The sequence below is a fragment of the Streptomyces sp. NPDC001678 genome (assembly GCF_042892945.1).
Lineage (GTDB): Bacteria > Actinomycetota > Actinomycetes > Streptomycetales > Streptomycetaceae > Streptomyces.
In genome coordinates this window covers 195512-210539 of sequence record NZ_JBIAUP010000005.1, presented here as the reverse complement: position 1 = coordinate 210539, position 15028 = coordinate 195512, and the positions used below count along the sequence as shown (strand labels likewise).

The 15028-nt window shown below is 69.9% G+C and carries 16 protein-coding genes; 2 read left to right on the top strand and 14 right to left on the bottom strand.

Annotated elements, in window-relative coordinates:
• Window positions 1-47: 47 nt before the first annotated feature.
• From tatA to ACFYZR_RS12705, 9 genes are all read right to left on the bottom strand, one after another.
• Complete coding sequence (gene tatA, locus ACFYZR_RS12745) at window positions 48-332, bottom strand: Sec-independent protein translocase subunit TatA (protein ID WP_391909032.1); 285 nt, start codon at window positions 330-332, stop codon at window positions 48-50.
• A 214-nt stretch (window positions 333-546) separates the two neighbouring features.
• Window positions 547-753 (bottom strand): hypothetical protein, encoded by a 207-nt coding sequence (locus ACFYZR_RS12740; RefSeq protein ID WP_391909029.1) that lies wholly within the window; start codon window positions 751-753, stop codon window positions 547-549.
• A gap of 81 nt (window positions 754-834) precedes the next feature.
• The gene (locus tag ACFYZR_RS12735) at window positions 835-1077 is read right to left on the bottom strand and encodes a hypothetical protein (RefSeq protein ID WP_391909026.1); all 243 of its coding nucleotides are present in this window, start codon (window positions 1075-1077) and stop codon (window positions 835-837) included.
• A 67-nt stretch (window positions 1078-1144) separates the two neighbouring features.
• Window positions 1145-2107 (bottom strand): helix-turn-helix transcriptional regulator, encoded by a 963-nt coding sequence (locus ACFYZR_RS12730; protein ID WP_391909022.1) that lies wholly within the window; start codon window positions 2105-2107, stop codon window positions 1145-1147.
• Window positions 2108-2128: 21 nt separating this feature from the next.
• Window positions 2129-3130, bottom strand: coding sequence for a helix-turn-helix transcriptional regulator (locus ACFYZR_RS12725; protein ID WP_391909020.1), 1002 nt, complete (start codon window positions 3128-3130; stop codon window positions 2129-2131).
• A 116-nt stretch (window positions 3131-3246) separates the two neighbouring features.
• The gene (locus ACFYZR_RS12720; RefSeq protein WP_391909017.1) at window positions 3247-3621 is read right to left on the bottom strand and encodes an FKBP-type peptidyl-prolyl cis-trans isomerase; all 375 of its coding nucleotides are present in this window, start codon (window positions 3619-3621) and stop codon (window positions 3247-3249) included.
• A gap of 63 nt (window positions 3622-3684) precedes the next feature.
• Window positions 3685-4665, bottom strand: coding sequence for an FKBP-type peptidyl-prolyl cis-trans isomerase (locus ACFYZR_RS12715; RefSeq protein WP_391909015.1), 981 nt, complete (start codon window positions 4663-4665; stop codon window positions 3685-3687).
• 147 nt (window positions 4666-4812) lie between these two features.
• A complete protein-coding gene (gene pafA, locus ACFYZR_RS12710) occupies window positions 4813-6174 on the bottom strand; it encodes a Pup--protein ligase (protein WP_391909012.1) in 1362 nt (453 codons plus the stop codon).
• A gap of 9 nt (window positions 6175-6183) precedes the next feature.
• Window positions 6184-7422 carry an MFS transporter gene (locus tag ACFYZR_RS12705; protein WP_391909010.1) on the bottom strand — a complete coding sequence of 413 codons (1239 nt, stop codon included), beginning with the start codon at window positions 7420-7422 and terminating at the stop codon, window positions 6184-6186.
• A 276-nt stretch (window positions 7423-7698) separates the two neighbouring features.
• Here ACFYZR_RS12705 and ACFYZR_RS12700 point away from each other — a divergent pair, with 276 nt between their 5' ends.
• Complete coding sequence (locus tag ACFYZR_RS12700; RefSeq protein WP_391909786.1) at window positions 7699-8688, top strand: LacI family DNA-binding transcriptional regulator; 990 nt, start codon at window positions 7699-7701, stop codon at window positions 8686-8688.
• 65 nt (window positions 8689-8753) lie between these two features.
• Here ACFYZR_RS12700 and prcA read toward each other — a convergent pair whose 3' ends face one another.
• The 5 genes from prcA to arc form a co-directional block, all read right to left on the bottom strand.
• Entirely contained in the window at window positions 8754-9506 is a 753-nt protein-coding gene (gene prcA / locus ACFYZR_RS12695) for a proteasome subunit alpha (RefSeq protein WP_391909007.1), read from the bottom strand.
• A gap of 62 nt (window positions 9507-9568) precedes the next feature.
• Window positions 9569-10411 (bottom strand): proteasome subunit beta, encoded by an 843-nt coding sequence (prcB, locus tag ACFYZR_RS12690; protein ID WP_391909004.1) that lies wholly within the window; start codon window positions 10409-10411, stop codon window positions 9569-9571.
• Window positions 10412-10515: 104 nt separating this feature from the next.
• Window positions 10516-10734 (bottom strand): ubiquitin-like protein Pup, encoded by a 219-nt coding sequence (locus ACFYZR_RS12685; protein ID WP_126913432.1) that lies wholly within the window; start codon window positions 10732-10734, stop codon window positions 10516-10518.
• Between the two features lie 161 nt (window positions 10735-10895).
• Window positions 10896-12407: a depupylase/deamidase Dop gene (dop, locus tag ACFYZR_RS12680; RefSeq protein WP_391909000.1), complete on the bottom strand. Its 1512-nt coding sequence runs from the start codon at window positions 12405-12407 to the stop codon at window positions 10896-10898.
• Window positions 12408-12726: 319 nt separating this feature from the next.
• Window positions 12727-14493, bottom strand: a complete 1767-nt coding sequence (arc, locus tag ACFYZR_RS12675; protein ID WP_361708529.1) for a proteasome ATPase — start codon at window positions 14491-14493, stop codon at window positions 12727-12729.
• 242 nt (window positions 14494-14735) lie between these two features.
• Between arc and ACFYZR_RS12670 the strand changes: the two genes are divergently transcribed.
• Window positions 14736-15023, top strand: coding sequence for a ferredoxin (locus ACFYZR_RS12670; protein ID WP_391908996.1), 288 nt, complete (start codon window positions 14736-14738; stop codon window positions 15021-15023).
• Window positions 15024-15028: the final 5 nt, after the last annotated feature.

Below are 15028 nucleotides of genomic sequence, written 5' to 3'. Positions count from 1 at the left end.
CGTGCGGCAGACGGTCGCCGACGGCGGCCGTCTCAGTCTGTCCTGGATCAGCGCTGCTGGGTCGTGCGGTCGGTCGGCTCGGCGACCGGGCGGGAGGTCACATCGCCGGGGGCGGCCTTGATCGTACGGGGGGGCTGCTCGCCGGCGGGCGGGTCGGCGGGGGCGGCGGCGGTGTCCGTGCTCTCCGCCTTCATCGCCTTGGCCTCGCTCTTGAGGATGCGGGCGGACTTGCCGAGCGAACGCGCCATGTCGGGAAGCTTCTTCGCACCGAACAGGAGCACGATGACGACAAGCAGAAGAATGAGCTCAGGCGCTCCGAGCCGTCCGAACATATGCGTTTACCTTCTCACCGAAGCGGGATATTGGTGGGACCGGCCGACCGATCGGACATATGTCCATCAGCCGTACGGCAGCGATCGTAACGCGCAGGGGTAAACGCTCGGCAATCCCCGGGCATACGTCCGGTCCCTCGCGACCCTCCGCCTCGTCCACAGGGCCACCCGGACCAGACTACCGCCCGCCCCGTTACCGGGAGGAGGCCACGGTTCAGTCCTTCCGCAGCGCCTGCGCGCTCTGCGCGGCGAGCGGGGCGGCGGCCCGCTCCAGGTCCTCGGCCGCCCGGGTGACGCGCCGCGACGCCTCCGCCACCTGCCGGGCGAGCCGCCTGGTCTCCACGAACACCCGTGCGGCGAGCACCGTGAGCACGGCGAGACCGCAGAAACCGAGGGCGATGGCGAGCATGGGCCAGAACATGGGGCGAAGCCTAACGAGGGAAGTACGGAACAACGGGAATGGCCGGAAAAGACCGCTTGACGTCCGACGCGGAAGGATGTTCTACGCGGTGGTGTGGAGCCGCAGGGTGCGGACCCCGCCGCCGGTGAGGAGCTCGACGATCCGCTCCCCCGCCGGCTTGCGGACCGCGGAGCCGCAGTCGGGGCAGGTGAAGGAGTAGAAGGTGGTGCGGTCGCTGGCGCCGATCGCCAGCCGCAGCGCCCCGGCGGCCAGCTCGAAGCTGGCCCGGCAGTCGGGGCACGCGGCCTTGAAGACCGCGGCGACCGCGATCCCCGCTTCGGCCACCGGCCCGGCCCCTCCCGGTCGTGGTTCTCCTGCCACCGTCGGCCTCTCCCTCACCTTCCGTACGTCCTCACTCTCCGTACGCCGCGAGCGTCTCGCGGGCGGCCTCCCGGGCGCTGCCGGCCAGCCCCTCCGGCGAGACGATCCGCCCGTCCCGGCCGAGCCGCAGCGCCAGCCGCCGCAGCGAGGCGGGGTCGGGAGTGCGCAGTGTGATCCGCAGGCCGCCCTCGGGCAGCTCCTCGGCACTGTCGTGGGGGTAGTACTCGGCGACCCAGCGGCCGCCCGGGCCCACCTCGATGACGACCTCGGGGTCCTCGGCGGCGGGCTGGACCAGCCCCTCGGACAGGTCCCGCAGCTCCACCGGCGGCGGGTCCGAGGCCTCGTCCAGCAGCCGGATCTCGGCCACCCGGTCGAGCCGGAAGGTGCGCCGGGCCTCGGAGAGCCGGCACCACGCCTCCATATAGGTGTGGCCCACGGCGAACAGCCGGATGGGGTCGACCTCGCGCTCGGTCAGCTCGTCGCGCGCGGGCGAGTAGTAGCGCAGCCAGACCCGGCGGCGCTCGGAGATGGCCCGGTCGATCTCGGCGAAGACCCCGCCCTCGGACTCGAAGGTCACCGAGAGCCGGGAGCTGGCGCCCGCCGCCTCACCGGCCGCGCCCTCGATCTTCGCGGTGGCGCGGACCAGCGCCTGCCGGTCGCTCTCGCGCAGCCCCGGCAGGGTCGCCACGGCGCGCGCGGCGACCAGCAGGGCGGTGGCCTCGTCGGCGGCCAGCCGCAGCGGCTCACCGGCGGAGGTGCCCGAGGCGTCGGGGTTGTGCCACCAGATGCGGTCGCCGTCGGTGTCGATGTCCAGCAGGTCACCGCCCCGGAAGCTGGTGCCGCACATGGGCAGCACGTCCAGGTCGCCGATCAGCTCGTCCTCGGTGATGCCGAAGGCACGGGCCACATCGGCGACCCGGGCGCCCGGGCGCTCCTTCAGATAGGTGACCAGCGACAGCATCCGCCGGGTCTGGTCAATGGCGTTTCCGGCCATCAGAAGTCGGTCCCGTTCCTCTCAGCCCTTGGCCACGGCACGCAGCCGGTCGATCACATCGGCCCGCAGTTCGGCGGGCTCCAGCACCAGGACGTCGGCCCCGAACTCCACCAGCCAGGCGTCCAGACCATGGCCGTAGGGGATCTCCAGCTCGTCCCAGCCGTCGCCCAGATCACGGGTGGCGACCGCCCGGGCGCGCAGCGGATAGCCATGGCCGGCGCGCACCTTGATCCGGGCCGTACCGGTGGCCGTCTCGCCTGCCCAGCTCTCGACGGTCGTGCGCACCGTGACCTGGTCGGGCACGGGCGCGGTGTACGGCAGCGCCCGGGAGCGGACCTTCCCGGTGATCCGGGAGAGCCGGAAGACCCGCTCGGCACCGCGGTCGCGGTCCCAGCCCACCAGGTACCAGTGGCCGCGCCAGCACTCCAGCGCCCAGGGCTCGACCTTGCGCTGCTCGGGACGGGCGGCATTGGCCTTGCGGTAGTCGAAGACCACGACACGGCGGTCCCGCGCGGCGAGCATCAGCGGCTCGAAGGCCGCCTCGTGCACGGGGATGCGCGTCTCCAGCGCGCTCTGCCCCTCGTACAGGTCCTCCGCCAGCGGCATCCCGGCGGCGCGCAGCTTCTGCAGCGCACCGCTGGCGGCACCGGCGAGCCGGGCCTGCTGCCAGACCTTGGCGGCGAGCCCGAGGGCGGCGGCCTCCTCGACGTCGAGGGTGATCGGGGGGAGACGGTTGCTGTCGCGGCGGGCCAGATAGCCGGTCTCGCCGTCGACGCCCTCGACGGTCTCGATGATCAGGCCGAGCTCGCGCAGGTCTTCCTTGTCCCGCTCGAACATCCGGTTGAAGGCGTCGTCCTTCGGGGATTCACCGGCATCGGAGGCACCGGACGAAGCCGAAGTGGCCGCAGTGCCTTCGATGTACGCCTCGATCGAACCCCGCAACTCCCCCTTGGTCAGCGGCCGGCGTGTCCCCAGCAGGCACAGCGCCAGACTCATCAGCCGCTCGGCCTTGGCAATCGCCATCGACGCCCTCTCTACTTGTGCTCTCAACCGTTGACCGTACCGCTCACGGGTCGAACGACAAAAGCCGAGGGCCCGTGCCAGGCGGCACGGGCCCTCGGCCTTCGTTCGCTTAGGTCTCAGACACCCATCAGGTCGCAAACGAAGATCAGCGTCTCGCCCGGGGCGATCACGCCACCACCGGCGCCGCGCTCGCCGTAGGCGAGGTGCGCCGGGATGGTCAGCCGGCGGCGGCCGCCGACCTTCATGCCCTGGATGCCCTTGTCCCAGCCCTGGATGACCTGGCCGGCGCCCAGCTTGAACTCCAGCGCGCTGCCGCGGTTCCAGCTGGCGTCGAACTCCTCGCCCGTGGAGAAGGCCACGCCCACGTAGTGGACCTTGACGAAGTCGCCGGCCTTGGCCACGGCGCCGTCGCCCTCCCAGATGTCGACGATCTCCAGGTCGGCCGGCGGCTGACCCTCGGGGAAGTCGATCTCGGGCTTCTCGATGCTCACGAAAGTTCTCCTACGAAAGATGCTGTGGACAACCGTGCAATTCTGGCAGACCCCCCGCCGGGGTCAGACCTTGCCCACGATGTCGACGACGAAGACCAGCGTGTTCTTGTCCAGACCGCTCTGCGCCTGGCCCTCGTAGCCCAGCTTCGGCGGGATCACCAGCTCGACCCGGTCCCCCACGTGCTTGCCGACCAGGCCCTTGTCCCAGCCCTGGACGACCGAGCCGGTGCCGATCTGGAAGGCCGTGGCACCCGCGTGGTCCCAGGAGGAGTCGAACTTCTTGCCGTCCTCCCACTTCACACCCGTGTACTGGGCGATGAGACCGTCACCGGCCTTGATCTCCGGGCCGGTGCCCTTGATGAGCACCTGCTCCTTGAGGTCCGTCGGCGGCTTGGTGTCCTTGGGGATGCTGATCTCGGCGGCCTTCTGGGAGACGTACTTGACCTCCGGCATGCCCTCCTCGGGCTTGGCCTGCTCGCCCTTGGCCTCGCTCTTGGCGTCGACCTTCTGGGCACCGACGACATCGATGACCCACACCAGGCCGTCCTCGGGCTTGACGCCCGCCTGCGGGTTCAGCTGGTCGCCGATGAGCGCCTTCGCGGTGCCCTCGACCTCGACCCGGGAACCGGCCTTCTGACCGATCACGGCGTCCAGGACCTTCGCGGGCATCTCCTGGCTGGGCTGGCCCAGCTGCTGCACCAGCTGCCGGCGCGGGGCACCCGGCGAGGCCCCCTCCTGCGGGGTCCAGGTGCCGCCCAGCGGCTTGTTGTCCTTCATCGTCTGCCCGGCGAAGTCCAGGCGGACGAACGAACCCTTCTCCGCCTTGTCGCCCGACCCCTGGGTCAGGGTCTTGACGACGAGCTTGTCCGCCGGCTTGGCGTCCTTCGGCACGGAGATCTCGGGCTTCTCCCCGAACTTCCCCTTCACCGTCACCTTGGCGTCGGAAGACTTCCCGTCCTCGGACCCGCACGCCGCGGCGGTCAGCAGCAGGACGGGCACGGCCAACGCCGCGGCGAGGCGACGCGCGTTCTTCGTGTGGTTCATGAAGTCCAACTCGGGCTGTAGGGGTCGCTGGGCAGTGTGCGCCACTCTACGGCCTGTCTCCCGCCGATCAACCCCGTCCGACACGGATGTGCGCCGGGTCCGGCGGACCCGGCGCACATCCGTGCCCTTCATGCCCCCGAATCGCGCTCACATTCCCGCGATCAGCTTCTCCACCCGGTCGTCGACCGACCGGAAGGGGTCCTTGCACAACACCGTCCGCTGCGCCTGGTCGTTGAGCTTCAGATGGACCCAGTCGACGGTGAAGTCCCGGCGCTGTTCCTGGGCGCGGCGGATGAAATCGCCGCGCAGCCGGGCCCGGGTCGTCTGCGGGGGCACCGACTTCCCCTCGAAGATCTTGATGTCATTGCAGACCCGGGCCGCCTGGCCGCGCTTCTCCAGCAGGTAGTACAGCCCCCGGCGGCGGTGGATGTCGTGATAGGCCAGATCTATCTGGGCGATCCTGGGATGGGACATGGTGATGTTGTTCTTGGCCCGGTACCGCTCGATGAGCTGGTACTTCATCACCCAGTCGATCTCCGTGGAGATCCGGTCCAGATCCTCGTCCCGGATGGCCTCCAGCGAGCGGCCCCACAGCTCCAGGACCCGCTCGACCGTGCCCGTCCGGATGCCGCGGCGCTCGCAGAAGTCCACGGCCTTCTCGTAGTACTCCTGCTGGACCTCCAGGGCGGAGGCCTCCCGGCCGCTGGCCAGGCGCACCTTGCGTCTGCCGGTGATGTCGTGGCTGACCTCGCGGATGGCCCGGATCGGGTTCTCCAGGGTGAGGTCGCGCATGACCGTACCGGCCTCGATCATGCGCAGGACGAGGTCGGTGGCGCCGACCTTCAGCAGCATGGTCGTCTCGGACATATTGGAGTCGCCGACGATGACATGGAGCCTGCGGTAGCGCTCGGCGTCGGCGTGCGGCTCGTCCCGTGTGTTGATGATCGGGCGCGAGCGCGTGGTGGCGGAGCTGACGCCCTCCCAGATGTGCTCGGCCCGCTGGCTGACGCAGTAGACCGCGCCGCGCGGGGTCTGGAGGACCTTCCCCGCGCCACAGATCAGCTGCCGGGTCACCAGGAAGGGGATGAGGATGTCCGCGAGACGCGAGAACTCCCCGTGCCGCGCGACGAGATAGTTCTCGTGGCAGCCGTAGGAGTTCCCGGCGGAGTCGGTGTTGTTCTTGAAGAGGTAGACGTCGCCCGCGATTCCCTCCTCGTGCAGGCGGCGCTCGGCGTCGACCAGCAGACCCTCGAGGATGCGCTCCCCCGCCTTGTCGTGGGTGACCAGCTCGGTCACGCTGTCGCACTCCGGAGTGGCGTACTCCGGGTGCGATCCCACATCCAGGTAGAGACGAGCGCCATTGCGCAGGAAGACATTGCTGCTGCGGCCCCAGGAAACGACACGGCGGAAGAGGTACCGCGCCACTTCGTCAGGGGACAGCCGGCGCTGTCCTCTGAAGGTGCACGTGACGCCGTACTCGTTCTCCAGCCCGAAAATGCGGCGGTCCATGCCTGAACATTACGCCTGATGCCCTGCGCTGAAACCGGGTTCGACCGCACCGTTCCGATCATTTTCCGACCGGGCCACGACGGTGGACGGCTTCTCGGGGGCCCGCAGGGACGCCCGGAAGGCCACGATCACCAGCAGGGCCGCGACACCGCTGCCCACCGCGACGAGGAAACCCGCGCGGGCGCCACCGGACTGGACCGCCGGTCCCACGAAGGCCGTACCGATCGCCGCGCCGACGCCGAAGGACGTCACCAGCCAGGAGAACGCCTCGGTCACCGTGCCCCGCGGCGCGTGCCGGTCCACGACCACGAAGGCGGTGGCCAGACAGGGCGCGAGGAACAGACCCGCCACTCCGGCGAGGACCGTCATCGCCACCGCACCCGGCACCAGCAGCAGCGGCACATAGAGGAGCGCCAGCCCGCCGACGAGCACCCGCAGACGCTGCTCCGGGGTGCCGGGCCACTGCCGGGCACCGTGGACGGAACCACCGATCAGGGCGCCGATGCCCAGGGCCGAGAGCAGCCAGCCGGCCACGTTGCCGCCACCGTGCGCGTCGCCGTAGGCGACCGCGGCGACCGCTATGGAGCCCAGCGCGGAACCTATGCAGAAGAAGGTGCCCAGCAGCACCAGCAGCCCCCGGGAGCGGAGCGCCCCCAGCCAGTGCGCCTCACGGGGCTCGCTGCGCCAGGTGCGGGAGGGCGGCGAGGTGACGACCGCGAGGGCGCCGATGACGCCCATCAGGTGCAGGGCGTTCAGCGCGGCGGCCTCGGACCAGATCGCGACGATCCGGGTGACGATCAGCGGGCCGACCACGTAGATCAGCTCCTGCGCTATCGCGTCCAGGGAGTACGCGGCGTGGAGGTCGTCCTCGTTCTTCAGGACCGACGGCCACAGGGCGCGCAGCCCGCCCTCGAGCGGCGGCGCGAAGAAGCCGGCCACGACCATGGCCGCGTAGGACAGGGGCACCGGGTCCAGGCCGACGACGGTGAAGGCCGCCATGCCCAGCGCGGTCATCAGGGCCGCGGGCAGGATGACGCGGGGCTGGCCGTAGAGGTCGACGGCCCGGCCGAGCAGCGGCTGGCCGACGGCGTTGGCCACGCCGTAGACCGCGGAGAGCGCTCCGGCGAGGGTGTAGCTGCCGCCCTCGGCGCGTACGAAGAGGACGATCGCCAGCGCGGCCGTGGCGTTGGGGAGCCGGCCCACCAGGGTGCCGGTCAGCAGTCGCGCCGCGTGCCGTGTTCTGAGCATGTCGACATAACCGCCGCCCGCCGCCGCCATTGTCCGCCTCTCGTCCTTGACTGATCGTTTTTGACCGAGCGATCCCGGTTTTACGTATAACTAGAAGAGTTATACGTACCATGATCGGAGCTCGTGGGTCCAACCTGTGTGGTGACAGCGGCAGCGGAGAGGGGCGCGGCAGCGGTGACGGAGGTCGAGAGCGGGGAGCGCCGGGGGCGCGGGGGCGAACGGTGGCCGAACGTCCGGGGACGGCACGCGGCGGCGGCCCGCGCCACCAGCCGGGACGTGGCCCGGGCGGCCGGGGTGTCGCAGGCGACGGTCTCCCTGGTGATGGGCGAGAAATGGCGCGGGAGGGTCTCCGAGCGGACCGCCGAGGCGGTGCGCACGGCCGCCCGCGAGCTGGGCTACCGGCCCAATCTCACCGCCCGGAGCCTACGGCTCGGCCGCGCCCGGACGGCGCTGCTGGTCGTCCCGGCCCTGACCAACGAGTTCTTCGCCCGCGTCTACACGGGGGCGGCCCGCGCCGCCGCCGAGCACGACATGGGCGTGGTCCTCTACCCCTCCCCGGAGGGCACCGGGCCCGCCCGCGACCCCTTCGCCTCCGCGCGCGCGACGCTGGACGGCGTGATCGCCTCCTCGATGGCGGCCGAGGCCCTGGCCGACCTCCGCGAGGGCGGCCTGCCGCTGGTGATGCTCGACAGCGACCCCGGGCGGTCGGACTCCCCGGCCACCGTCAACCTCGACATCGCCGACGGCATGCGGCAGGTGACGGAGCATCTGCTGGCCCTCGGCCACCGCAGCTTCGCGCACATCGCGGCCGACATCGACTCCTGGACCTTCCGGGTCCGGGCCCGGGCCCTCGCCGAGGCCCTGCGCGGCACGGCCGGGACGGTGCTGCGCACCGAGCCCGCCGCCCTCGACGTGGCGTCCGGCCGCCTGGCGGCGGAACGCGCCCTGACGGCCCCGGACCGGCCGGAGGCCCGGCCGACCGCGCTGATCTGCGACGGCGACGTCCTGGCGGCGGGCGCCTGCAAGGCGGCGCGACGACTGGGGCTGCGGGTGCCGGACGACGTCTCGGTGACCGGCTTCGACGACCTGCCGCTGGCGAGCGCGCTGGAACCGGAGCTCACGACGGTGCGGCTGCCGGCGGAAGCGGTGGGCGAGGCCGGAATGCGGGCGCTGGTGGCCGTCCTGGACGGCCGGGCACCGGGGTCGGCGTCCCTGCCGGTGGAGCTCGTCGCACGCGCGTCGTCCACGACGGTGTCCGCCCCGTAACCGAAAACCGCGCCCCGGACCCCGGTGCGGGGTCCGGGGCGCGGCCCGGCGGTGGTGGACCCGGATCAGTCCTCTGCGGCGTCGTCCTCGGCGGTGTCCGAGGACGACTCCGTCCCCGGCCCCTCCTCCAGCAGCCGCTGGAGCTGCCGCCCCAGCAACCGCTTGAACTTCCGCTGCTGCGGCCGCTTGCGGTCCAGGACCGCGACCTCCAGCTGCTCGGCCGTCAGCGTGCGCTCGCTCCCGTTCGTGTCGCGGGCGAGCGACTCGACGGCCAGCTTGAGCGCCTCGCCCAGGGTCATCCCGTCCCGGTGCCGCTGGTCGAGATAGCTGCTGATCTGGTCCGCGTTGCCGCCGACCGCCACCGAGCCGTGCTCGTCGACGATCGAGCCGTCGTGCGGCAGCCGGTAGATCTGGTCGTCCTCGGGGGCGGCCCCCACCTCGGCGACGATCAGCTCCACCTCGTAAGGCTTCTCGCCCGCGCTCGAGAAGATCGTGCCCAGCGTCTGCGCGTACAGATTCGCCAGGCCGCGGGCCGTGACGTCGTCACGGTCGTACGTATAGCCGCGCAGATCGGCGTAGCGGACGCCGCCGATGCGCAGGTTCTCGAACTCGTTGTACTTGCCGACCGCCGCGAACGCGATCCGGTCGTAGATCTCGCTGACCTTGTGCAGCGCGCGGGACGGGTTCTCGGCGACGAAGACAACGCCATCGTTGTACTGGAGGACCACGACGCTACGGCCGCGCGCGATGCCCTTGCGGGCGTACTCGGCGCGGTCGGCCATGGCCTGCTGGGGTGAGACATAGAACGGCGTCGACACCGCTATCCGTCCCTTTCTGTGGGTGACGAGGACATCGGAAGCTCGGAGGATCGCTCAGCGGGTCAGAGCAGGGCGGCCCGCGGGCCGTCCGGCTCCTCGAGCCGGCGCTCGTGGATGGCGCGGACGATCTCCGAGCACTCCGCCTCGGTGAGCTTCCGGAGGCCCTCGTCGGTGATGACGATGACGATCGGGTAGATACGGCGCGCGAGGTCGGGACCGCCGGTCGCGGAGTCGTCGTCGGCGGCGTCGTAGAGCGCCTGGACGACGAGCGTGGCGGCCTGCCCCTCCGTGAGGTCCTCACGGAACAGCTTCTTCAGCGCACCGCGCGCGAACAGCGAGCCGGAGCCCGTGGCCGCGAAACCGTGCTCCTCGGAGCGCCCGCCGGTGACGTCGTAGGAGAAGATGCGGCCCTTCTGCCGGTCCACGTCCCAGCCGGCGAACAGCGGCACCACGGCCAGGCCCTGCATGGCCATGCCGAGGTTGCTGCGGATCATCGTCGACAGGCGGTTCGCCTTGCCCTCCAGGGAGAGCGAGACCCCCTCGACCTTCTCGAAGTGCTCCAGCTCCAGCTGGAACAGCTTGACCATCTCCACCGCCAGCCCGGCCGTGCCGGCGATGCCCACGGCCGAGTACTCGTCGGCCGGGAAGACCTTCTCGATGTCCCGCTGCGCGATGACATTGCCCATCGTGGCCCGGCGGTCACCGGCCAGCACCACTCCCCCGGGGAACGAGGCGGCGACGATCGTCGTGCCGTGCGGGGCCTCGATCACCCCCTGCGGGGGCAGCTGGCGGTTGCGCGGCAGCAGCTCGGGCCGGTGCTGACCGAGAAAGTCCATGAAGGACGACGAGCCGGGCGTCAGGAAGGCAGCCGGCAGACGCCCTGTGCCAGAAAAGTTGGCTTCCACACGAATCCTTCGAAGAGATCTTGAAATACTGCACGGACCATACCCCCGGGCCTCCCAGCCCTCCGTCCCGTGCCCCGGCGGGGACACGGGACGGATCACCGGCCCTACTGCCCGCCCTTTTGCACGAACGAACGTACGAAGTCCTCGGCGTTCTCCTCGAGCACATCATCGATTTCGTCCAGCACGGAGTCCACGTCGTCCGACAGCTTCTCCTGGCGCTCCTTGAGGTCCTCGGAGACCTGCGCGTCCTGCGCCTGCTCCTCGACCTCCTCCGTCGCACGCGTGGCCTTCTGCTGTCCGCCGCCGGTGTCCTTGGTCGCCATACCCCTCACCCCGCTCGGTTTCGACGTACACGTACACGAGACGTTCAAGATCCGACCCTACAAGCAGGGTCGGGGATCGGCCCTGCACTTGCTACAACGTCCCGGAGCCACCGGGATGATTCCCGTTTCCCCCGGCCCTTAAGACCCCGCCGGGGCCCCGCTCAGCCGCCCGACAGCACCCGTACCAGTTCCTCGGCCGTGCGACAGCGGTCCAGGAGCTCCTTGACGTGGTTGCGGGTGCCCCGCAGCGGCTCCAGGGTGGGGACGCGCTGGAGGGAGTCGCGGCCCGGCAGGTCGAAGATCACCGAGTCCCAGGAGGCGGCGGCCACGTCGTCGGCGTACTGCTCCAGGCAGCGGCCCCGGAAGTAGGCCCGGGTGTCCTCGGGCGGGGCGGTGCGGGCGCGGGCGACCTCGGCCTCGTCCAGGAGCCTGCGCATCTTCCCCCGGGCCGCGAGGCGGTTGTACAGGCCCTTGTCCTGGCGGACGTCCGCGTACTGGAGGTCCACCAGGTGCAGCCGGGCCGCGGACCAGTCGAGGCCGTCGCGGCGGCGGTAGCCCTCCAGCAGCTCCAGCTTGGCCACCCAGTCCAGCTCCCCGGCCAGGCTCATCGGGTCCCGCTCCAGCCGGCCCAGGACGTCCTCCCAGCGGGAGAGGACGTCCTTGGTCTGCTCGTCGGCGTCCACGCCGAAGCGGTCCTCGACGTATTTGCGTGCCAGCTCGAAGTACTCCATCTGGAGCTGGACGGCCGTGAGCGTCCGGCCGCTGCGCAGCGTGACCAGCCGACGCAGCGTGGGGTCGTGGCTGATCCGGTGGAGGGTGCGCACGGGCTGGTCGACGGCGAGGTCGGCGGCGATGAAGCCGTCCTCGATCATGGAGAGCACCAGGGCGGTGGTGCCGAGCTTGAGGTAGGTGGAGATCTCGGAGAGGTTCGCGTCGCCGATGATCACATGGAGGCGGCGGTATTTCTCGGCGTCGGCGTGGGGCTCGTCGCGGGTGTTGATGATGGGCCGCTTGAGGGTGGTCTCCAGGCCCACCTCGACCTCGAAGTAGTCCGCGCGCTGGCTGATCTGGAAGCCGTGTTCGTGGCCGTCCTGGCCGATGCCCACGCGGCCCGCGCCGGTGACGACCTGGCGGGAGACGAAGAAGGGGGTCAGGTGGCGGACGATGTCCGAAAACGGGGTCTCCCGCTTCATCAGGTAGTTCTCATGGGTGCCGTAGGAGGCGCCCTTGTTGTCGGTGTTGTTCTTGTAGAGGTGGATGGGCTGGGCGCCGGGCAGCTGGGCGGCGCGCTCGGCGGCCTCCGCCATGATGCGCTCGCCGGCCTTGTCCCACAGGACGGCGTCCCGGGGGTTGGTGATCTCCGGTGAGCTGTATTCGGGGTGGGCGTGGTCCACGTAGAGCCGGGCGCCATTGGTGAGGATGACATTGGCCAGGCCGATGTCCTCGTCGGTGAGCTGGCTGGCGTCCGCGGCCTCGCGGGCGAGGTCGAAGCCACGGGCGTCCCGCAGCGGGTTCTCCTCCTCGAAGTCCCAGCGGGCACGGCGTGCCCGGTGCATCGCGGCCGCGTAGGCGTTGACGATCTGGGACGAGGTGAGCATGGCATTGGCGTTCGGGTGACCGGGGACGGAGATCCCGTACTCCGTCTCGATGCCCATTACTCGCCGTACGGTCATGCGGCCCTCCTTGCCCGGCGGCGCCCCCGGGTGGGGTCGGCGCTCAAGTACCGCTGCGCTTCCGGTCCGTGTACGGTCCCCGATCCCCCACTGCGCTTCGCGGTGGTACCGAAGAGCCTAGAACGGCTTTGCGGCGCTGGGGAGATCATTACAGTCATTGCTCGGGTTGGTGCCCCGCGCGGACGAGTCATGGTCCGCGTCCCACGAGTGGTGCAACGCGTGGTGCAAAACGCGTCCGGCTGCGGACGCCCTGCTCCTTCCCCGCCGAAGCGGGCGGGGAAGGCACAGCAACAGGGACATCCGCAGCCGGACGGCGGTGTTACAGATACTGGCCGGTATTGGCCACGGTGTCGATGGAGCGGCCGGTGTCCGCGCCCTGCTTTCCGGTGACGAGGGTGCGGATGAAGACGATCCGCTCGCCCTTCTTTCCGGAGATCCGGGCCCAGTCGTCCGGGTTGGTGGTGTTGGGCAGGTCCTCGTTCTCCTTGAACTCGTCCACGCAGGCGGCGAGCAGGTGGGAGACGCGCAGACCCTTCTGGTTGTGGTCCAGGAAGGCCTTGATGGCCATCTTCTTGGCCCGGTCCACGATGTTCTGGATCATCGCTCCGGAGTTGAAGTCCTTGAAGTAGAGGACTTCCTTGTCACCGTTGGCGTAGGTGACCTCCAGGAAGCGGTTCTCCTCGGATTCGGCGTACATCTGCTCGACGACCGACTGGATCATGCCCTCGACGGTGACCCTGGCGTCCCCGCCGTGCTCGGCGAGGTCGTCGGCGTGCAGCGGCAGGGTCTCGGTCAGGTACTTCGAGAAGATGTCCTTGGCGGCCTCCGCGTCCGGACGCTCGATCTTGATCTTCACATCGAGGCGGCCGGGGCGCAGGATCGCGGGGTCGATCATGTCCTCGCGGTTGGAGGCGCCGATGACGATGACGTTCTCCAGGCCCTCGACGCCGTCGATCTCGGAGAGCAGCTGAGGGACGATGGTGTTCTCCACGTCCGAGCTGACCCCGGAGCCGCGGGTGCGGAAGAGGGAGTCCATCTCGTCGAAGAAGACGATCACGGGGGTGCCCTCGCCGGCCTTCTCCCTGGCCCGCTGGAAGATCAGCCGGATGTGCCGCTCGGTCTCGCCGACGTACTTGTTGAGCAGCTCGGGGCCCTTGATGTTGAGGAAGAAGCTCTTCCCCGCGGGCTTTCCGGTGACCTCGGCGACCTTCTTGGCAAGGGAGTTGGCGACGGCCTTGGCGATGAGCGTCTTGCCGCAGCCGGGCGGGCCGTAGAGCAGGACGCCCTTGGGCGGCCGCAGTTCGTGCTCCTTGAAGAGGTCGGGGTAGAGGTAGGGGAGCTCGACGGCGTCACGGATCAGCTCGATCTGGTTGCCCAGGCCGCCGATCTTGGTGTAGTCGATGTCCGGGACCTCTTCGAGGACGAGTTCCTCGACCTCGCTCTTGGGGATGACCTCGTAGACGTAGCCGGAGCGGGTCTCCAGGAGCAGGGCGTCGCCGGGGCGGATGGTGGTGTCCAGCAGGGGCTCGGCGAGCCGCACCACCCGCTCCTCGTCGGTGTGCCCGATGACCAGGGCGCGTTCGCCGTCCTCCAGGATCTCCTTGAGGGTGACGATGTCGCCGTGGCGCTCGAAGGCCATGGCGTCGACGATGTTGAGCGCCTCGTTGAGCATGACCTCCTGGCCGGGCCGGAGGTCCTCGACGTCAATGCTCGGGGAGGCGTTCACCCGGAGCTTGCGGCCCCCGGTGAAGATGTCGGCGGTGCCGTCCTCATTGCCCTGAAGGAAGACCCCGAAGCCGGCCGGAGGCTGGGCCAGGCGGTCGACCTCCTCCTTGAGGGCCACGATCTGGTCGCGGGCCTCACGGAGGGTGTTCGCGAGCCGTTCGTTCTGCGCGGACACGCCGGCCAGGTTCGTCTGGAGCTCGACGATCCGCTCCTCGAGAATCCTCGTGTGACGCGGAGAGTCGGCGAGCTTGCGTCGCAGGACGGCGATCTCCTGCTCGAGATAGGCAACCTGGCCCGCGGGGTCGTCAGACCCTCGTCCCGGCCGGATGCCGCGGTTCATGTCGTCGTCGTGGGCTGCCACGGTCCTCACCTCCTCCAAGGGGAGCTGGACGCTTCCTGACCCTACCTGGGCCGGTGCAGGTTGAAACCCCTAGATCACAAACCCGGTCGGAGTGTGTCCGATCTTCACCCTTGCGCACGTCCTCACGTGAGGGGGATACCCACCCATCAACATCGGAAAGCGGGCGGTTGTATCGTCGAGTCGGTCAACACCCGTCAGGGCTGGCTCCAATTGATTCACGAACGCAGGAAACGGCAGGCGAGATGACCACGCAGGAAGAAGAGCTCGAAGTCTGGATCGACCAGGACCTCTGCACCGGCGACGGCATCTGTGCCCAGTACGCCCCCGAGGTCTTCGAGCTCGACATCGACGGTCTCGCCTATGTGAAGAACGCCGACGACGAGCTCCTCCAGGACAAGGGTGCCACCACCCCCGTGCCACTGACGCTGCTGAACGACGTCCGGGACTCGGCGAACGAGTGCCCCGGCGACTGCATCCATGTGCGCCGCGTCGCCGACAAGGTCGAGGTCTTCGGCCCGGACGCGGAATAACACGC